This window comes from Vreelandella aquamarina (assembly GCF_020075495.1).
In the GTDB taxonomy this organism is placed as follows: Bacteria; Pseudomonadota; Gammaproteobacteria; order Pseudomonadales; family Halomonadaceae; genus Vreelandella; species Vreelandella aquamarina_A.
In genome coordinates, this window is sequence record NZ_JABYQT010000004.1 from 101,642 (window position 1) to 121,915 (window position 20,274).

12 protein-coding genes are annotated in these 20,274 nt (G+C 53.0%); 5 read left to right on the forward strand and 7 right to left on the reverse strand.

The annotated features are described in order from the left end of the window. Positions 1–3 precede the first annotated feature (3 nt). Positions 4–669, reverse strand: coding sequence for an orotate phosphoribosyltransferase (pyrE, locus tag HW452_RS08035; protein WP_224105588.1), 666 nt, complete (start codon positions 667–669; stop codon positions 4–6). Between the two features lie 141 nt (positions 670–810). Between pyrE and HW452_RS08040 the strand changes: the two genes are divergently transcribed. Then, a complete protein-coding gene (locus tag HW452_RS08040) occupies positions 811–1,578 on the forward strand; it encodes an exodeoxyribonuclease III (protein ID WP_224105589.1) in 768 nt (255 codons plus the stop codon). A 73-nt stretch (positions 1,579–1,651) separates the two neighbouring features. On the opposite strand, the gene rph is transcribed toward HW452_RS08040, so the two are convergent. Beyond that, on the reverse strand, positions 1,652–2,389 hold the full coding sequence (gene rph / locus HW452_RS08045) for a ribonuclease PH (protein ID WP_224105590.1): 738 nt from the start codon (positions 2,387–2,389) through the stop codon (positions 1,652–1,654). A gap of 128 nt (positions 2,390–2,517) precedes the next feature. Between rph and HW452_RS08050 the strand changes: the two genes are divergently transcribed. Next, complete coding sequence (locus HW452_RS08050) at positions 2,518–3,396, forward strand: YicC/YloC family endoribonuclease (RefSeq protein ID WP_224105591.1); 879 nt, start codon at positions 2,518–2,520, stop codon at positions 3,394–3,396. Positions 3,397–3,715: 319 nt separating this feature from the next. Beyond that, positions 3,716–3,904, forward strand: coding sequence for an Arm DNA-binding domain-containing protein (locus HW452_RS17695; protein ID WP_425348099.1), 189 nt, complete (start codon positions 3,716–3,718; stop codon positions 3,902–3,904). Positions 3,905–3,987: 83 nt separating this feature from the next. On the opposite strand, the gene HW452_RS08060 is transcribed toward HW452_RS17695, so the two are convergent. Continuing rightward, a protein-coding gene (locus HW452_RS08060; RefSeq protein ID WP_224105593.1) for an IS3 family transposase occupies positions 3,988–5,098 on the reverse strand; the annotation gives its coding sequence in 2 pieces (ribosomal slippage) (positions 3,988–4,846 and positions 4,845–5,098; 1,113 coding nt in all). A 40-nt stretch (positions 5,099–5,138) separates the two neighbouring features. Between HW452_RS08060 and HW452_RS08065 the strand changes: the two genes are divergently transcribed. Continuing rightward, a complete protein-coding gene (locus HW452_RS08065; protein WP_425348097.1) occupies positions 5,139–5,276 on the forward strand; it encodes a JAB domain-containing protein in 138 nt (45 codons plus the stop codon). Positions 5,277–5,455: 179 nt separating this feature from the next. Here the strand turns inward: HW452_RS08065 and HW452_RS08070 are convergent, their stop codons facing one another. The 4 genes from HW452_RS08070 to HW452_RS08085 form a co-directional block, all read right to left on the reverse strand. After that, positions 5,456–11,740, reverse strand: a complete 6,285-nt coding sequence (locus HW452_RS08070) for a DEAD/DEAH box helicase (RefSeq protein ID WP_224105594.1) — start codon at positions 11,738–11,740, stop codon at positions 5,456–5,458. A gap of 9 nt (positions 11,741–11,749) precedes the next feature. Continuing rightward, positions 11,750–15,043, reverse strand: coding sequence for an STY4851/ECs_5259 family protein (locus HW452_RS08075; RefSeq protein ID WP_224105595.1), 3,294 nt, complete (start codon positions 15,041–15,043; stop codon positions 11,750–11,752). 176 nt (positions 15,044–15,219) lie between these two features. Then, positions 15,220–15,939, reverse strand: a complete 720-nt coding sequence (locus tag HW452_RS08080) for a M48 family metallopeptidase (protein ID WP_224105596.1) — start codon at positions 15,937–15,939, stop codon at positions 15,220–15,222. Next, positions 15,936–19,088, reverse strand: coding sequence for a type I restriction endonuclease subunit R (locus HW452_RS08085; RefSeq protein WP_224105597.1), 3,153 nt, complete (start codon positions 19,086–19,088; stop codon positions 15,936–15,938). Before HW452_RS08085 ends, HW452_RS08080 begins: the two co-directional genes overlap by 4 nt. Before the next feature lie 188 nt (positions 19,089–19,276). On the opposite strand from HW452_RS08085, the gene HW452_RS08090 reads away from it, so the two are divergent. Beyond that, a complete protein-coding gene (locus HW452_RS08090) occupies positions 19,277–20,263 on the forward strand; it encodes an AAA family ATPase (protein WP_224105598.1) in 987 nt (328 codons plus the stop codon). Positions 20,264–20,274 lie beyond the last annotated feature (11 nt).

Sequence of the window (20,274 nt, forward strand, 5' to 3'; positions counted from 1 at the left end):
CGTTCAGCCCGCGATGCCGTAGCGGTCACGGTAGGCACGCACGGCCTCGGCGTAGGCGAGCATCTCGCCGCCGGCGTGCTCTTCCAGATAAGTGAGTACCTGCTCAAGCGAGACAATGCTGACCACCGGTACGGCGTATTCGGCCTGCACTTCCTGAATGGCACTCTGCTCGCCCTGACCGCGCTCCTGGCGGTCAAGCGCGATGATCACGCCACCGGCGCGGGCACCACTCTGCTCGATGATGCCCATCACTTCACGAATGGCAGTGCCGGCGGTGATCACGTCATCGATGATCAGGATATCGCCGGAAAGCGCGGCCCCCACGATGCTGCCGCCTTCGCCGTGGGTCTTGGCCTCCTTGCGGTTGAAGGCGTAGGGCATGTCCAGGTCATGATGGTCGGCCAGTGCGGCGGCGGTCACGGCGGCCAGGGGAATGCCCTTGTAGGCCGGGCCGAACAGCACGTCGGCGTGCAGGCCGCTGTCCATGATCGCCTGGGCGTAGAAGCGGCCCAGCTTGGCCAGAGCGCGGCCGGTCTGGAACAGGCCCGCGTTGAAAAAGTAAGGACTTACTCGGCCGGATTTGAGCGTGAACTCACCAAACTTGAGAACACCCTGCTCGATGGCAAAGGCAATGAATTCGCGCTGGTAGGGTTGTAGAGTGGTAGCCACGGCGTTCCTCATTAGGCAGGGGATTTACGTCAGCACTGAGGCGACAATAAAACGCAGGTAAATGGCAAGAATGAGAGGGTCTATTTACCCAAACGTCTAAACGTCGGGTATCATACAGCAGCGACGCAAAAGGGACGATTTATGAAAATTGCCAGCATCAATGTTAATGGTATACGTGATGCCGTCGACCGTGGCTTCCTGGACTGGCTGGCTCAGCAGGACGCCGATGTGGTCTGCGTGCAGAACATCAAGGCCAAGAGTTTTGAATTAGGCGACCACATCCTCTATCCGGAAGGCTATGAAGGCTACTTCCTGGATGCCGAAGAGGATGGATTTGCCGGTGTCGGGCTCTACTGCCGCAAGATCCCCAAGGCCATCATGTACGGCCTGGGCTTTCCGCAGTGCGATCATGAAGGGCGCTTTCTGCAGGCGGACTACGACCGCTTCAGTATCGCCACCTTCCTGATGCCCGATGGCAGCGACCAGAAGGCCAAGCAGGCGTTCATGGACCAGTACCAGGAGTACCTGACGAAGATGTCGCGCAAACGCCGCGAATACATCATCTGCGGTACCTGGAACATTGCCCACAAGACCGTTGACCTAGCCAACTGGTCGGACAACCAGCTCACCTCTGGTTTCCGCCCCGAAGAGCGCGCCTGGATGGATCAGGTGCTCGGCCCGACCGGGTTTATCGACACCTTCCGCGAAATCAATCGCGACGCTGGCGAATACACCTGGTGGCCGAAGCTCGACCAGGACGTGCCGCGTGATCGCCAGGAAGGCTGGCGGATCGACTACCAGCTGGTCGGCCCCAACTTCCGTCGCCACGTGGTTGACGCATGGATCGATAAAGAGGCGACGTTCTCCGAATTCGCCCCGCTGATTGTCGAGTACGATCTCGCCCTTTAAGCATCTTTCCCGCGTCGTCGTTACCAAAGAGCCGACCCTGGTCGGCTCTTTGCGTTGATGCTTTCACGCGTCGCTAGCCGCGCATGCCCAGCGCCTCACGCTGATGCTCAAGCAGCTCGCTACCTGCCTTTTCGGCCAGATCCAGCATGGCGTTGAGTTCGGCACGGCTGAACGCGCCGGCTTCGGCGGTGCCCTGCACCTCGATCAGCTCGCCGCCTTCGGTCATCACCACGTTCAGATCGGTATCCGCCTTGCTGTCCTCCGGGTAGTCCAGATCCAGCACCGGCACGCCCTTGTAGATACCCACCGAGACCGCGCTGACCATCTGCTTGAAGGGATCACCCTTGATCTTCTTCTCCCGCTGCAGGTAGCGAATCGCATCCACCAGCGCCACACAGCCGCCGGTAATCGACGCGGTGCGCGTACCGCCATCGGCCTGGATGACATCGCAATCCACGGTGATGGTGAACTCGCCCAGCTTCTTCAAATTCACCGCCGCACGCAGGCTGCGCCCGATCAGGCGCTGAATTTCCAGCGTACGCCCACCCTGCTGGCCACGCGCGGCTTCGCGGCCGCTGCGTGAATGGGTAGCGCGGGGCAGCATGCCGTACTCGGCGGTGATCCAGCCTTGGTTCTTGCCGCGCAGCCAGCGCGGTACGCCCGCTTCCACGCTTGCATTACACAGCACCTTGGTATCACCAAACTCGACCAGCACCGAGCCTTCCGCGTGCCGGGTATAATCGCGGGTCAGGCGAATGTCACGCAGCTGGTCAGCTGCGCGATTGCTGGGGCGGACAACATCAGGACGCATGGCACCTCACAAAAAGCACTTCATATAAGCGCGTAATCAGGAAAAGCCTTCCATTGTACACGTCTTGCCGTTCAACCCCGCCCTTATCAGGTAGACTGAGAGAAAATGCGCTCTCAAAGGATTGAATCATGGCCACGACCCATCGCGTACACAGCATGACCGCGTTTGCCCGCCTTGAAGAGGCCGCCCCCTTTGGCACGCTGCAGATCGAGATTCGTTCGGTCAATCAGCGCTACCTGGAGCCGCACTTTCGCCTGCCGGACAGCCTGCGCGACCTTGAGCCGGTACTGCGCGAGGCCCTGCGAAGCCGCCTTGCTCGCGGCAAGGTCGAGTGCAGCGTGCGCTTCGAGAGCGCAGAAACTGCCCAGGCGCCCACGCTAAACGGCCAGCGGCTGAAAGAGATCGCCGACGCTCTGGCAGCCATCCAGCAGCAGGTGCCCAGCGCCGTAGCGCCCACCACGCTGGCACTGCTCAACCAGCCCGGCGTGATGGAAACCCAGCACCTGGACCAGGATGCGATCAAGGCGACGGCCAAGGTGCTGTTTACCCAGGCGCTGGATGAACTCATCGACGCCCGCGCCCGCGAAGGCGAGAAGCTCGCCGAGATGATCACGACTCGGCTAACGGCGGTCAGCGAGCAGGTGGCTACGGTCAAACGCCTGCTGCCGCACATTCTGGAACGCCAGCGCGCCCAGCTGCTGGAGCGCCTGGAAATCGCCAAGACCGAACTCGACCCCCAACGCCTGGAAGCCGAACTGGTGCTGGTAGCCCAAAAGGCCGACGTGGACGAAGAGCTCGACCGGCTGAGCGCCCACGTGGAAGAAGTCGGCCGCCAGCTCACCGAAAAAGGCCCCAAAGGCCGCCGCCTGGATTTTCTGATGCAGGAACTCAACCGCGAAGCCAACACGCTTTCGTCAAAATCCGTGGTGGCGGAGACGACCCGCTGCGCGGTGGAGTTGAAGGTACTGATCGAGCAGATGCGGGAACAGATTCAGAATATTGAGTAATGTCTACGGTTGTCTATGTAGATATATAAGATATTGTTTTGTAATTATTTAATATCAGACGTTGTCTACGTTTATCTACCACGATCCAGCTTAAGCCACCGCTAAGTGGGTAGTAAAATACCATGCTACCCATCAGTGAGACAGGATATCGTTAAAATACTACCCAGTATTGGCACAATACATTGAATGTATTGTTAAAAATGGAAAATTCTTGGGACTTTAGCGGAGGGGAGGATGGGAAGCTTTACTGCCGAAGGTTCAGTCATTGATCAGAGAATCCAAACCAGGGCGCTATGGTGATGGCAACGGCTTGTACTTGATGATTCCTAAGGCAGGAGCTGCCTACTGGATGTGCCGTTATACCTTCGCGGGTAAGCGCCGGGGTATGTCGCTGGGTAAATATTCTCACCTTTCCTTAGCTGAAGCTCGTGAGCAGTGGTTGAGACTCAGAAGGCGATTCGTAGCGGTAAAGACCCTCTTACCGAGCGCAAACGTGAAGAAAAAATAACCATCAGTACAGTGCAGGATCTGTTCGACGATTGGTATCAGGAATTAGAGAAGCGGCTCAAGCACCCTGTAAACATCCCAGTTTTAGTGGCATCGCTGATTAGAGCTTTCCGCCCACTGGTGTTTCGCTAGGTATTCCCATGGCGTCAGGTCTCCCAGTGAAGCGTGGGGACGCTCATCGTTGTATTCCGTCATCCACGATTCTGTCAGTTCTCGGACTTCGGTGAGGTTCCGAAAGACATACATGTTCAGGCTCTCATCCCGGTACGTCCGATTGAAGCGCTCAACATACGAATTCTGAGTCGATGTGCCCGGCTTGATAAACTCTAGCTCGATACCGTGTTGCTCAGCCCAATCTGCCAGAAAAGTCGAAATGAATTCCGGGCCGTTATCCATGCGTAGTTTGGCTGGGTAGCCTCGCCAAGCGATAATGCGTTCCAGAACCCGTATGACCCTCGGTGCTGGCAGGTTCAGGTCAATCTCGATAGCCAATACCTCCCGATTAAAGTCGTCCACTACGTTAAACGTCCGGAACCGGCGACCACAGAACAGGCTGTCGCTCATGAAATCCATGGACCAGCATCGGTTAACGGTGGCGGGTACGCTCAATGGCTCCGGGTTGCGTGTCGGAAACCGTTTCTTGCCCCGTCGCCGTTTATTCAGGTTGAGTGCACAATACAGCCGGTGGACCCGCTTGTGATTCCATCCATGACCCCAGCGTCGCAGCACCTTGAACAGTTTGCTGAAGCCGTAGGCGGGATAGCAGTCAGTGGCGCTTTGAAGCGCTGCCATCACCGGTTCATCCCGAGAGGTGTTGGGCCGATACCGGTACACAGAGTCACTGATGCCAGCGATTCGGCAGGCTCTACGGATGCTGACACCATAAGTCTGCTTGAGGTAATCAACCAGTTCTCGTCGAACGGCTGGCTTTACAGCTTTTTTCGATCACATCCTTCAGCAGCTTGTGATCCAGACTCAGCTCAGCATACCTCTGCTTCAGCCGACGGTTTTCTTCTTCAAGTTTCTTGAGGCGCTTCACGTCAGAGGCTTCCATGCCGCCGTATTTAGACTTCCAGTTGTAGTAGGTCGCCTCGGAGATGCCGTACTCCCGGCAGACTTCCTTGACCAGTCGACCGTTCTCAACCTCGTTCAGGATCTTGACGATCTGTAACTCGCTGTACCGTGATTTCTTCATGTCGCTCTCCATTTACCTTATTGTAGGGCGGAGAACTCTAATGACGCATGCACTGATTTTTGGGATGGTTACCGAGCGCCTGAAGGAAGCGCTTGGACTGATGGATATTCGGGTGATTGATCATGTGGTGGTGGGTAGTGATGGGTGTAGATCGTTCGCCGAAATGGGATATGTGTAGAGATATGCCTGAATAAAATGGGGCTGCCCAGCGAGGCAGCCCCAGTAGTGAGATAAGCTTTATTTTTTGACTCAACAACTAGTAATCATAGTCATTCATTTGACTGAGAAAAAAAGAATGCCAGACATCGTATGTTAAGCCGTAATTAAACGGCTTAAAACAAATAATGACTTTTCTGATCAATCAATTACACAGCTCATGAAAGTTGGCCATTCACCACCCGGCTGCATTTGAACGTAATTATATTTATCATACATGAGCTCTCTCTGATCATGATGTGAAGCATTGAAATCAAAGTTCATTTGATCCCTGTATGGCATCCTTCCACGCCAGTAGCCCATACCCTGATCCAGCAGGATCTTGCTGGATTTACCCGACTCCCACTTCACAGTAATGATTCGACAGTGCAGAAGATCACGTGGTTTATTCATTAGGATAATGTCCGGTGCGATATCGAACTGCTCTTCGAACCAGAGCTTGATTATGGTCTTCTGGTCATCCGCTCGCATCCAGTCATGGCCAAGCAGATAGCTGGGCTGGTTACTGCTCGGTGCTAGCGTCTGTATTGATAGAGACTGAAGTTCATCACTCCGGAACAACTCCAGGAAACCCGTAAGGAGCATCAGCGACAAGGGCGATTTTAGGTAGCGATCCGAGTAACTGATGGAAATCGCCTGGTCATTGGAGATCAAGTCGGCCAGTTCTGGCATCTCAGCTTCGACCAGTGAATAAAGGCGTTTTTCCAGAGTATTGACAGGCCCATCAAGCTGCGTAGAAATTTCAACGACACGCGCATGTTGTAGCTGTTGGTGCCAGTTACTGCTATCGATAGAACTCCCGGTGACGGGTGGTATAAGTTTGCTGGTAGCCCACACCACATCAGCCTGACCTTGTAGCCAGTCGGAGCCAGGTGTTCCAACGCTGTCAGTGCTACTGTACAGGCTCTGAACACCAGATTGTGAAGGGAGCTGTGCAATTAGGTACGGAGCTTGAAACTCTGTGGGATTCAGCTTGATTAGCTCAATTCCTAAGCGCTCAAACAGTGCAAAGGTTTCCTTTTGCTCGGTGCTTAACAGAGCATTCGTCGCAATCCCAAGGCGGACTTTGCGTCTCTCTGAAATGGCCCACGCCAGCACCTGTTCCCGGAAACGGGGATGATCCATATCCCAATCTTCACAGGAACCGTGAAGGCAAAGCAAAATCGATGCTGTTTGATCACGATGATCCAATGAGTTGATGGCGTAACTCAGTTCGCGCAACGGACCAACCGAGCAGTAGCGAGCACCATGCAAACCAGTAAATACATCGGGAAGTCCCAGATGCTCAATCAGTTTAGAATCGTTCATCCACTGCAACGCCAAATTGCGATCCAGTTCTTCACGTTCAACACGACTATCCTGGCTGGCCAAACAGTGCGAGCAAACATTCTCGCAGTTGGCAGGGCATCGTAACCTATCCAAAGTCTTACTCAGCAGCAGCGAAATATCAGCCAAACCAGTCAGTACGAATCCGGCCCCCCCACTGACTTCATCGAACAACTGGATGACAGCGCGGCCCTCCCTAGTTTCCCTGTCACGGTCCAGGCGATAGCCGAATCCCATTTCGTTGCTGGCGATACCGATCTGATCTGCGATAACGTCGCGCATAGCAACACCCAGTGTCGTAGCGACTAAACGACCTTCAGAAGTATCGCTTAGCCACTCTCCAGTAATGGGATTTCTCAGGAAGACTTCAAGCACATCAGTTCGAATCTGATAGCCCAGATGAATGTTGGGCTTCACCGTTTCGCCTGAGCAATCGCGCTCCTTGTGACTACCGGCTAACCCACCAACCGGGCGGTGGCTTTTATCAGGTTGCAAGTCCTTGGGAATTTCGCCCGAGGCAAGCATCGACTCTGCACGTCCACAGGTCATGCAGACAGCATATCCTTTTTCATACTCGCCAGTTGAATGGTGAAAAACGCTACCATCATGACCAAAACGCACAAATCCGCAGCGTTGGTCGGGTAACGCAGTACTTTCACCATTCAGTTGAATACGTGGACGCTCAACGCGGATGAATTTCTGCGAAGTAACATCGTTGGTGGTTTCCTCGTAAAAGTCGGTCAAGAAGCCACCTGGACGCAACACCATACATAATTCGGCTGACGGAATCGGGGTTGTACAATGCGAACAGCACAATCCGCTATTGTTAGAATAGGCATTTTCGATCACCCCAGAACTTCCGCACTCCGGGCAGCGCCAAGCTACATCGAACTTTTGTGCCTCATTGATCTTCCCGTCGCCATGCCACTGCAGGCTGACCCCAGCAGAACGATAAACACGTCCATCAATAACCACCTGAGCGCCGGGGGCGTATTCTCTAATGGCGATATTCAAGCTGCGCGATGGCATTTCCTTGTTGTTGAAAATGTTGTCCTCGCGGCTAACATTGTCCTTTCGCTGCAGATGCATGAAATCTTCTACGTTGTATGTCTTGAGACTCACAACATCGGTAGGGAAACCGTAGCCCGGCAAGAATGCGGATGATGCCAAATGACGCAGTAAATACTCGTTCTCATGGCGCTGTTTCTCCAGAGTCAGAGCTTTCTTATAGGGGCCCTCACTGACTGACTTCAACTTATGGTCGATATTGCGGTGTTCACCCAGCCAGTACTCCTTGATGTCTCGCACCGCCTGTTGTGTTTCGCCAGTGATTGAGCTGAGCGAACGTCCTTTCAGGCATGTACCCCTTGCAAGTTGCTTCACGGCACTACCATATTCTTCTGAGCTTGCCATGAGCCAAGCCATGAACTGCTGACAGGGCGACTCGTCTGAGTCGAAGAACCATTTCAGAGTTAGTTTTGTTCGGTCGCCATCATTGCTGCTGTGCGTACGCAGGAATAACGAAAGCAACAGAGAGTTGATATGACGCTGTACGATCCTAGCAGAACTGAGGGTAATGCTCGGTGCTGGAATTGCGGTCACAAACGGCCACTTCGGATGGGAGAATGCTCGCTGGTTATGCGGATCGGCTTTGCATAGCGTATATGCGATCGCCCGAGCTTCGCTGCGTCGTCCGGCGCGACCTGCGCGCTGCAAGTAATTGGCCGGATGGGGCGGCAGATTATTCATCACCACAGCAGAAACACCGCCGATATCCACACCCATTTCCATGGTGGTGGAGCAATTCAGTACGTTTATATCGCCGCGCTTGAACTCCTCGACATAGTCATCCAGTCGTTTTGCCGACTGCTGTGCCGAGTGCTCGGCTGTTCGGTAGTAGAAACCGCCTTCGACTGTTCGGTCACTGATATCCGTCCACAGGCTTTCTTTTCTTAAATTAGTGATGACAGGATCTTTTGCAACCAGCTGCCGGATCTGAGCTTGCTTGAGCACTGGTGAGCCGTTCGGCATTAGAGTGCTCAAGGTAGGAAGCTGGATCTTCTGGCAACGGTAATCCTGATTTAGCAGCTTTCGCGGCAAATAGGGTGTCAATCCACGGAAGGTGTTATCGAAGATGCGCCGGGTCAACGGGCAGACCCAACCTTCTGTAGGTAACGAGAAGGTAAGGGATTCCAAACGCAAACGGTGACCAGTATCGGATGGCTCCAGAATACCAGCATTGACCAGCGCCAGCCACGCCGCGTCTAACCAGCTATTGATCTTATCGGCATCCACATTCATGTCGCGATTCAGCCCGGTTGCCAGTTCGAGCAGCTTGATCAGACGGTGGGGCGTGCCAGGCTTGATCTGCGGCCACTTCCGGATGGTACTGCTTTCCTGCACGTCGCCTTTGGGCGAGTAAAGCGCCTTAGGACTGAAGCGGCTGCCCATCCAGCGGCGCATCTTGTTTTCCATCGGAATGAAAGTGTTCTCTCGGACGTAGAAATCGAGTGCAACCTTGAGGAAATCGCGCCAGTCATCCAGCGTCAGAACGCTTCGGGGATCATTTGCAGCGCCCAATGCGGGAATGGCGCGTGTATCAACCCACAGCGGTGGAGTGGTCGTCACCTTCTCCAACCCTTGGTAGCCGACCTTGATCAGTCCCAGTGTTTCCGTGCTATTTTGGTTCTTGGGTCGCCGGGAGAACTCGCGGGCCATCAGCAGGCGCGCCATGGTCAGACCACCTTCGCTGCCATCGAACAGCGCCGGATTGGCATAGCGGTTGTAACGCAGGATGAATTTGTCGATATCCCTGGCTGCCGCGATAGTGCCGGCCATCTGTGGCCACGGAATGATTTCGGCCTTGGTAGGTACGGAGCCGCTCTGCAAAAGTTCGGCTTGCTGACGCAATTCTGCCGCCATGCCAGCCAAACCTTGTTTTTCCAGATTTTCAGCCAGAGTGAGCAATTCAACTGGACTACCGTTAGGCGTGTCTTTAGGAACAGCATCGGCCTTGGCTTGTGCATTCCTTAGTGTTTCAAACACTAGCCCACGTAGCCGCGAGCGCTCGGCTTCCTGTTGCATTCGCACCGCCATGCGTGCGGTGCCCTGACGACTGTCGGTGAATGTAATCAGCTTACGCCCGCGCCCCGGGAGCTCTTCGGGGGAGCGGCCTTCGGAATCTGCCTTGTCAGGATCAGGGCAGAATTCCAGGACGGTCGGCACGGCGTTGGCAATGTAGAACGGTGCACCGAGGTAAGCCTTTCTCAGGAAATCACTGGTGCCAAACGACGAGTTGTCGCAGTGGCTGCAGCAGCAATCCTTCTCCTCGGTAAGTATGATGCCGATATTGCGTTCAGCGTTCACGACTCCGAGCTTCCGGCTCTCAAGATCAAGAGTGATCGAGAAGTAAGGTTCATGCGCAGTCGCCAGCCCGGCAATGATCAGGCGCGTGCTGGCGACACTCGATGTCAGCAGTTCGACTGGTGTGTCCTCGCCACCGTTTTCGTGATTGAGGGCGAACTCATCGCCTGCATAAGGGCTGGGCTGGTGCAGTTCTCCACTGCGATCTTCTGCCAACAGGTGCGGCGTCTTGCAATCGTCGCAGAAGCCGAGTTCATAAACTGGCGCATGGCATACGCAGTGCGTTCGCTGGTTCACATAGACGTTGCCGAAGGGCCAGCTCTGCAGATGATTGGACTTGGCAGAGCAATTAGGATCGACGCAGGCCCATAGGCCATGCAGCATGCGTTGGAACAGGTGGACTCGCAGCTTAAGAAACGGCGGCTGATTTTCGGCTGGTCGAGTGCCCGTCATGGTATCGAGCCAGTCGAGTACCTCCTGCTGCTGTTCGCTCTTGCTGTATCCCTGCAGTTGGTCAGCGACCTCATTTATAAGATCATTGAGATCAAGAGGCTTATCTGAGCTAATAACCGCGTGACGCAAACGTCGGGAGATACTGCTTTGACTAAGCATTTCGAAGCGTGCCGGTGATACTTCAACTTCCGGCTCGAGCTGACGGATTGTCTGCAGAGCTATTTCTTTGTTTGACGAAGCGAAGGCAAGATCCGGCCAGACACGCGAGCCCCCAATAACATCTACTTGCTCAAGCGGTATATCCGCAAGGTCTGCCAAATAGCGCTTCAGACGTTCCTTGGCATCTGCTCCAGCGATAGTGGCTGAGGTAGCAACAAAGCGGATCTGCTCAGACTGCTTACCAAATGCCTGCACCACTCGCCGAAGCAACAGGGACAACTCGGCAGCTTGGGAGCCCACGTATGTGTGCGCTTCATCAAGTACGATCCAGCGTAGCGATTGTTTCTGGCGCGAGATTTCCAGGATGGGATTGTCCACCTGACGCACCAGCATGTACTCCAGCATTGTGGCGTTAGTCATCAAGATGGGGGCCGGTTCTCTCCGTAGTAACTCCCGCGACAAAATCTGGTTGGGCTTCTGCTGCTGATCCTTACGGACCTTATCAGCGTGTTCCTCAGTCTTACCATTGTATAAGCAGAAACGGATGTTGTTGCCGTACTTATAAGTCCAGGCGTCGAGTCGCTCCTGCTGAGAATTGATTAGTGCATTGAGCGGATATAAGAAAAGAGCGCGGACGCCAACCAGGGCAGCTTCGCTGCGCTCATGTTCTCGAATCAAATCCTCAAGAATAGGTACCATGAAACATTCAGTCTTGCCCGAACCGGTACCGGTGGTGATGACAGCCGAGCGCGGGTGTTCGTCGAGAAGAGTACGCCAGGCCTTTAGCTGATGGGTGTAGGGAGATTGGTGCCTAGAGAATCTGTAAGGTCGCTTTTCGGCAGAAAGATTCGGATCTGGTCGATAGTGCGGCTTCTCCAAGGTGTCCAGCAGGCTTTTCGAAAGCAACTTGCCCTGCAGATCTTGCAATTTTAAATTCGACTCTTCCCAACCAAAGGTGTGCTCAAAAACTGGCGGTGCCAGGAAACATCCATCATCCCCTAAAATGTTCACCATACTCTGGCTTAAGTGATTGCGCAGGCCTGGATTGTGAATACCCAGCACACCCAGAGTTGCTTCTCGAGTGCGATCAAGACTTTGTGCGATCAGGTCCCTAAAAAAACGCATCACTACTCCTTATGCCTCGTCCTGCGAGGCGAGTAAATAAGACACCATCAGGGCGTGTGCGGGCACGAACCATCCCTGACGGTCAAAGTCTGAAATCAATCGAATCGCGAATTTAAGATAGGCTGGAGTCAATGGCAGGTCAGTAATTTTGGCCCTTCCAGCCGTGACGAAGGCCATAAATATGGGCAGGTAGGTCACTGCGTCGGTGAAATCCGTCAGTGAAAGAGCTTTTACTGGCGGTGGCAGTTCCTGTTCTTTAATCCAGTCAGAAAGCTCTCGGCCCAGCAGAGTTGGCCAGTTTTGGTTAGCTTCGTGGTATCGGCGTAGATCCTGGTACCAAATCGGCAGAACATTTTCAGGTGGCAGCTTTGTCAATGAGCAACTATTGCCTGTGCTTAGGTAATCTCCAAGGTACTCAAACCCTGAAACAATAAAACGCAGCACGTTGGCACGGTTCGATATAAGGTTGTTGACCAAAGCTTCAGGAAGCCCGGTCAAACTTATAGAATCCTGGAAAAGCCGATATGCTCTTACCCATAAAGGAAGGGAGATAGTTTCCCAAATAACAGCTAGCTCATCACGTATGCGGACACAGAACGGCTCATCCATCTCAAGACGGAATATTGCGAAGCTTAATGCTTCTTGGTTGCGAGATAGAGCCTTCCAGGTCTCGAAAGACGAGAGTGGCAGGTGATAGTAGTTCTGCTTTAAATCAGCAAGGTACTGCCAGCCACTGTGGTTGAAGTCTTCTGCCATGGCAGCAATTTGCTGGTCGATGACATACGGATTTTGCCAGGGGTGAAACAGTTCGGCAGCACGGTGTAGTGAGAACACCTCTGCTGCTGTATCTAAGCGATTTTCATGTATCAAATAAAGAGCCGGACGAAAATGGATGTCCGAGTTCTCTGCTGGGTAAATTAGCCATGGCCCCCGAGACTGCATAGCTTGAGGTATCTTGAAACTACCGGTACCAACTGATTCGCTAGTTTTCTCGATTAATTGTAAAGGGGCTTGCTTAGGGTCGGACAGCAGCATAGCCTCTGCCTTCACGCCATCAAGTACAGCTCTTTTAGAGACACCGCCTATATGAAAAACATCGCGCTCTTCCCATTCAAGCTGCCCACCATAGCGTCGGATATCAATTTTAAGCAGTAGTTGTTCGGCTTCAATTGTAAGTTTGATATAGGCATCCTGCTCATCTACTGCTCCAAGCATGCTCTGCATGTCAGCAAGATAGCTAAACAGGTTGAGCATTACAGGCGCCGAATCTACTCGGATACTGTATGTACGCTGAGGATGCGGCCGCTCTTCGCAAACCAACTCCAGCTGTATATAGAAGGTTTGTCCTTGAGTTAAGCCTGAACTCAGTGAAATGCGATATCCCAATAGATCAGCCAATAACAACTCTCTGGCTCCTGAGGGATTACCGGACGGGTCCAGCAGACGGGCACCCTGGTAAGGGTAAGGTAGTTGAAGCTTGAGAGGAGGTAATCCTTGACCTACTTCGATCATAAATTTCGACGGTGGTGCGTCACCTTGGTAGCGAAGATACAGCGAACATTCTGATTGCTCCACTACCAACGCATTGCTGACAATATGCGGATTAAGCTGCTTAGCCCCTTTAACTTGAAGACGCGCAGGTTGCTCGCGCACTTCGGGGATCAGCGAGAGATTGAAATCTCTGGGGAGAACGCCGAAACGACGCTGCATTAGTGTCTTGCCCGAGCGGGTGCGCAAGGTATAACGAACCGAGCCATAATGGCTAATAACCCGACGGTCAAGTAACTCGCCATTGATGAACTCTAGCAAATCTTCTCTTGTATGAGGGTAGCCTTCAGGGAGCTCAAGGTTAGGCCAGCCTAAAAAAACCATCGAGTGAGAACTTTCGTAAAGTGCAAACACCCCCGAGAGGGTCGGTTTCGAGTCATCACTATTCGTCTGATTAAGCTCGACTAAATATCGATCATCCCTTTTTATTAACGTGAAGTCGGAGGTTGCGTCGACCCAAAGACCATTTTCTTGATCCTTGGGTAAGTATTTTACATCATGATCTTTGCAGATGGTGTCAAAGCCATCGGGAACTCGGATACGGACACACTTGGATGATAGGGAGCAACTGGATACAGCGACCAGTTGCCAGCGTTCGGAGCGACTCTCAAAAATCAAAGGTGTATCTTGATAATCGATGGCACTGCCATCGAAATATTGGCAATGTACAACTCGCCCGTTGTCTAATAAGCGAAGACTCAGCAGTTCGCTAGGTTTTCGACGTTCAAGCGTGACTTGAGGATTTGAGAAACGTGCTTTAATACCTTTTTCGGTAAGCTGGCCGTAAACGGAAGGACCTCTAGCTAGAAGGCTTTCACCCTCGTAGTAAGCTAGCTCAAGGCGGGTACTATTAAGGCTTGTTGGATCAACTGCAAGCTCTGCCTCATGGGGCAGAATTAACTCTGTGCGTATTAGCCACTGAGGCAATATGCCATGCAGAAAATGCTCGCAAGAGAAGTCTCTCACCCTACCCAAAGTTTCTTGACGCTCCTTGCGCTTCTGACCCGCGTCCCGGAGCCAGTCATTGAGCAGCGTACGTGCATTGCTTTCATCCAATGGTATTGGGAAAGCTTCTGTCCATCCTGGAGCTGCCTGATCCAAATAATTGGTAGGATCATCCTGATCCTTGAGTGGGTGATGCTCGACCAGATACATGAGCTGATCAACGATACCTGCTAAAAGCCTACGCGTTTCAAGATTGCGGAAAATGAGCGGTAGCTCGTTTTCGAAGTCCGCCATTAAATCCGACGTTGTTCTTCGATTACCTTCAGTTCTATAAAAATGCTTAATACCTCTGCGTACAGCGCGCCCGAATCCGTGTGATTCACTTTGAACTAAAGGCCACGGTAGTCCGCCTTCAGCGAATAGCGAGCCAAGCCAATCACGCCCGTTTTCCCGAAGCCGTATTGGCCGTTTCCAATACGCCAGACCTGTAGCCGAGAGGCTGGCATGCTGTTGTGAAGATAGAGAAGCTCCCAGCAAAGCCTCTGGCCCTGACCACGACCAAGAACTGTTATAAGCACGCCGATACTGCTCGCTGACGAATAGACAAAAACAAGCCGCCAGATGAGTGGAGCTGTTTGCCACAGAACCACGCTTGAAGTAAGAACGAAGTAACTCGACAAGCGACCTGAATTCAGCCTCTGTAACGTGATAGTTATAAAGAGGAGTGCCATCTGGCCCCTTGAACATTCCACGAGTTAATAGAAACTCGCTTAACCAAGCCTTTGCATAAGTGGTAGTTGATGTTTTCAAAAGCTTTGCAATCCCTTTGCCAGTTATAATTTAACGATTTTTATGCACTTTAGTAATGAATGACTTATAGACTCTATGGGGACGAAATAAAAAATTTCTTTTAGTATTGTTGAGGTCGAATTAAGATTAATTGTGCTGTTATAAAATAAAATGACGCAACCAGCAATTAAAATCCATCAAAACCTAACCCTCTCCGCATTTTCCCTCAACCACTCACGACACTGCGGATAGTCCGGCATCACACGTCCTAACTCATTCCAAAACTCAGGGGAGTGGTCGTGGCGGATGAGGTGGCAGAGTTCGTGCATCACTACGTAATCCACCATGCGGTTGGGGGCCATCATGATCTGCCAGTTAAACTCCAGCTTGCCTTTGGCGGTGCAGCTGCCCCAGCGTGATTTGAACGTGCGAATGCCGACGCTCATGGGCGATACCCCCACAACGGGAGCGAAGCGCGTTACTTTCTCTTTTATTTTTTGTTCGGCTTGGCGTTTGTACCAGCGTACCAAGGCATTGCGCACCATAGATGGGCGCTGGGTACTTTGGGGCAACGTGACCAGCAGCCTGCCGTGTACCAGCTTTACGGGAGTAAAGGCACCGGTTTCTATCTTGAGGCGGTAGTTGCGCCCCAGGTAAGGAAACGCTTCACCGGAAACAAACTCGCGGCTACTGGCAGGCGTGGCCAGCTGGTATAGCGCCATTTTTTCTTTGATCCAGCGCCGCTTGCTGGCCAACAGCTGATCGATCTTTTCTAGCGGGGTGTCACTGGGTACGACGATAGAGACCGCCCCTTCTTCCACGCGGATATCCGCCGATTTACGGCGGTTGGTGCGGATGATTTCAGCAATAAAACCCGAGGCCTCTCGGTATTCGGTTGGATGTGCCATGGCGGTCATGGGGTTGCGTTGCCGAAACGACGCTTGGCCAGCTCCATAAAGCGGTCTTGCACAACGTTGACCAGAGCTTTGTCCGCAAAGGAGCCATCCAGAACGGCGCGCTTAATCTCTTTTTTCATGCGTTTGACCTGATCCTGCTTATCGAAGAAGTCGACGATCTGGGTCGCTTCATCAAACATATCGACGAGGTGCTGACTTGTGGCCTTTATCTCATCATGCACCGCTTCACTAATGGCATCTTCCCCGGCATGGTGGGTCACTTCCGCCATTAGGATGTTGTAGAACGCAAACTCGGTTTCACTCAGCCCTAGAGCATCGGCTTCTTGCTTATGCTCGGTGTCGATGGTGCTGACCATCTGCAGCAGTAGTTCTAGCTGTTGATCCCACTTGCCTGCCGTTTTCTCAATGATATCCCGCAGGCGTAGGCTGAGTGATTTGTAATACTCGGGGTCTTCTTCCAGGTTGACGGTAATGTGATGTTTAATCGCACTCTCAATCTCGGACGCCTTAGATTCCGAGGATTTGATCTGCTCCACGGTTTGCTTGAAGTTGGCATCCATTAAATCCACTGGCGGAATCTTGGGGTCTACCCCCGTGCTGATGATGTGGTCTTCCACCAGCTTGCGAACTTTCTCACCTACATCGGCCAGGTTAAGGCCCGGGTCGCGGTAGCGGTTTCTCGCGGCGTTTTGCACCTTGCCCCAGAATTTCAGGTCTGGCACAAACGGCTTGGCCGCTGTATCTGGCAGGATGATATCCATCTGCTTAGCAAAGGCTTTATAGGCCAGCTCAAACTGCTGTCGTTTGTCTTCGTCTTTGAGGAAAAGGACATACGTATCAATATCCTTCTCTTTCACCCCTGCAAATAGCTTCGCCACCCGCGTATGGGCGGCCTTCAGCTTGGGGATCTCGTCTTTCAGGCTGTGGTAAGTGCCTTCGGCGTCGTCGTGACTGAACATCTCCAGCGCTTCAGTGAGCTGGTCAGATAACCCGTAGTAATCGACGATAAAGCCAGCTTGTTTTGCCCCTTTGCCATTCGGGGAAGAGTAGGTGCGGTTAACCCGTGCTATTGCCTGCATGAGCGTGTGGTCTTTCAGGCTGCGGTCGATGTACATCGCCTGAGCAATGGGCGCATCAAAGCCCGTCAACAGCATATCTTTCACGATCAAAAAAGCCGTGGGGTCTTCATTTAACGGCTTGGTGAAATTGCTGATGACCTGTTTCTGGCGGGCTTTATCGGTGTACGGCGCTAGGTAAGCCGGGTCGTTGTGGCTGCCAGATACAATGACTTCAGACGGTGGGGCACCCAGCTCATCCAGGGTTTTCTTGAACAGCGTAGCGGCATAGCGGCTCCCCACCACAATCATCGCCTTAAAGCCGTTGGGCTGAATATGCTCGCGGTAGTGCTTCAGCAGGTCGATACATACCCAGTGTATACGTGCCGGTGCTTCGCGTATTGCGCGCTCGACTCCGTATGTCCTCTTAATCTCTATTTTTTCGTCGTTGCTGTAGTCGCCGAAATATTCCTCAAACAGTGCATCCAGCGAATCGCCCACTACATCGGTGAGCACCTGACGGCCTTCATAGAGAATACGCACCGTGGCCCCATCGGCCACGGCCTCGTTGATTTTGTATTGATCAATGTAGCCACCAAACGCCTGGCTCATTTTCTGCGTTTTCAGCAACGGCGTGCCGGTAAAGCCGATCTTGGGCGCATTAGGTAGCGCCGCATTAATAGTGGCGGCAAGGTTACCGAACTGGGTGCGGTGGGCTTCATCGGCCAGCACGATCACTTTATCGCTGGGGTTCAGGTCGCTGAAATCGCCCTCGGCTTCGGCATCCTGAAACTTCTGCACCATGGCAGTGACGATATCGGATGAATCGCGCTGCAACAGCGTTTTTAGCTGAGCAACAGAGCCCGCATTGTGAATGGTCTCATTTTGAGCATCGCGGAACGTGGCGGAGAGCTGGCTATCTAGCTGCGTGCGGTCGGTAACAAAGACCAGCTTGTACTGCTGAAGCTCCGGGTCGCGGCGCATCTTCACCGCGAGCATTACCATGGTGAGCGACTTACCAGAGCCTTGGGTATGCCACACCACGCCAGACTTTTCCTTGCGATCCTGACCCGCTTTTAGGCGCTCAATGACTTTATTAACCGCCCGGTACTGCTGATAGCGGGCGATCTTTTTGATCAGCCGCCCGTCCACGGCTTCAAACAGCGTGAAGTTCTGCAGAACATCGAGAAAGTTGGCCGGTGCGAAAAGTCCGGCGAGTAGCCGCTCTTGGGCGGTAATAGCGCTGTGAAGCGGATTGCCCGCTGCGATACGTTGTGCTTCTAACAGGTAAGCGGGGGAAGGCACCTCGTTAACGTCATACGAGTTGGAGGAAGGCTTAGGCGTGTTGGCCACCTGAGCGGAACTGAGTAACTGATGAATATCTGCATCGCTAAACGGGTAGGCATCTTTCCAATCGCCGTAATGCTGAGCGCTGGAGCTAATCGTGCCGACCCTGGCATGGTCTCGGCAGGTAGACACCATCAGTTGGTTGTACCAGAACAGCTTTTGCGCACCTTCGTCATCTTCGGGATAACGCAGGTTGGCGTAGCGCCGTAACTGGTCAATACCTTGCGCCAGAGCATCGGCAATATAAGGCGACTTACACTCAATCACCGCCAGCGGCAGCCCGTTCACGAAGCAAACGATATCCGGGATGATGTTCTGGTTAAGGCCTTCAATCTTGAATTGGTTGGTGCAGATGAAGTCGTTGTTGTCAGGCTGGTCGAAGTCGATGATTTTGACCGTCTGGCCCTTGCGCCCCTTGCCCACGTCCTGTTCTACCGAGAGGTAGTTGACCAGCTGTTGGTAGAGGGCGTGGTTGTACTCCATCAGGCCCGCATGGTGGGGATGAGTCATTTCCCGCAGTACCTTGCGCAGGTTCTCTTCACTGATCCAAGGGTTCAAGCGCCGCAGGGCGGCTTCTAACTGTTTGACGAGTACTACGTCACGATAGTAGCCGCGCTCACCGGTAGAAGGGGCACCGTCAATAGGCAGCACAGGGGATAAACTTGCCCCAGGAACATAACGCCACCCCAGTTGCTGAAGTTGGGCAATAGCAGGTAGCTCAACCTTATCGACTTCATCCTGAAACAAGGTAATTATCCTTTGTCATGCTTTTGGCTCAGCCTAGCATGCTATCGCCACCGGTTCAGCCGTTTACGACCTAAGCAGAGGCGTCTCGCCGCAAGTAGTTGTGAAGCGATTCAACGAACGCGTTATACTTTATTTCATCAAAAGCCCAGTCCTGTTTGGGCATTTTCCACAGACGCATCCGGTAATTTATGGCGACGGCAGAGCAGATCAAAGCATTATTGAAGAGCCACGCTGATCACGATGATCAGCGGTTCTACTCTATTGCCTTGCAAGTCGCTGCCAAAGAAGCCCGCAAGGGGCACCACAAGCTGGCCAGCGAAATCAAGGAAACCATCGAGCGTTCTCAGAAAGCCTCGAAAAACCTGACCGTTGCGCCTACTAAACCGACTCCGCTTGCCCAGCACCCCAAAGGCGATTTGAAAGGGCTTTTGGAGCTGACGCACTCAACCGCTCGCAAAAACGAGTTGGTGCTCTCGGGTGAGGTAAGCGAGCGGCTGGATAAGGTATTACTGGAGCAGCGGCAAAAAAGTCGCTTGGCTCAGTTTGGCCTTTCCCCACGGCGCAAGCTGTTATTTACCGGCTCGCCGGGCACGGGCAAAACCCTGTCGGCAGCGGTACTTGCTTCAGAGCTTAAGCTACCGCTGTACACCATCGTTCTGGATAACCTGATCACTCGCTTTATGGGTGAGACCGCCGCTAAGCTGCGGTTGATTTTTGATCACATCAAGCAAACGCGAGCGGTATACCTCTTTGACGAATTTGACGCGATCGGCACACAGCGGGGCGCGACAAACGACGTTGGCGAAATACGTCGCGTGTTGAACTCGTTCCTTATGTTCGTCGAACAGGACACCTCTGAAAGCATCATTTTGGCGGCGACCAATCACCCAGAACTGTTGGATAAAGCGCTTTACCGGCGTTTTGACGACATCATTCAGTTTGAAAAACCAGGTCAGACGCAAATCAAGCAGCTGGTCGAAAATCGCCTCTCAGCGTTTGAGACTGGGCATCTAAGCTGGGATGAAATCACCCAGGGTGCCTGCGGGCTAAGCTCAGCGGACGTTACCCGAGCCTGTGAGGACGCTGCCAAAGAAGCGGTCTTGCACCATGATGCCAACATCACTACCGCAATGATTACCAAGGCCGTACAACGCCGACAAAACGGAAAACAATAAGGAATAAGGGT

Coding starts and splice junctions, on each gene's coding strand:
- HW452_RS08070 (WP_224105594.1), bottom strand. CDS start 11,740: ATGCGTTTTTTTAGGGACCTGATCGCACAAAGTCTTGATCGCACTCGA.
- HW452_RS08065 (WP_425348097.1), top strand. CDS start 5,139: ATGACGCATGCACTGATTTTTGGGATGGTTACCGAGCGCCTGAAGGAA.
- HW452_RS08080 (WP_224105596.1), bottom strand. CDS start 15,939: ATGACCGCCATGGCACATCCAACCGAATACCGAGAGGCCTCGGGTTTT.
- HW452_RS08090 (WP_224105598.1), top strand. CDS start 19,277: ATGGCGACGGCAGAGCAGATCAAAGCATTATTGAAGAGCCACGCTGAT.
- HW452_RS08040 (WP_224105589.1), top strand. CDS start 811: ATGAAAATTGCCAGCATCAATGTTAATGGTATACGTGATGCCGTCGAC.
- rph (WP_224105590.1), bottom strand. CDS start 2,389: ATGCGTCCTGATGTTGTCCGCCCCAGCAATCGCGCAGCTGACCAGCTG.
- HW452_RS08050 (WP_224105591.1), top strand. CDS start 2,518: ATGGCCACGACCCATCGCGTACACAGCATGACCGCGTTTGCCCGCCTT.
- HW452_RS17695 (WP_425348099.1), top strand. CDS start 3,716: ATGATTCCTAAGGCAGGAGCTGCCTACTGGATGTGCCGTTATACCTTC.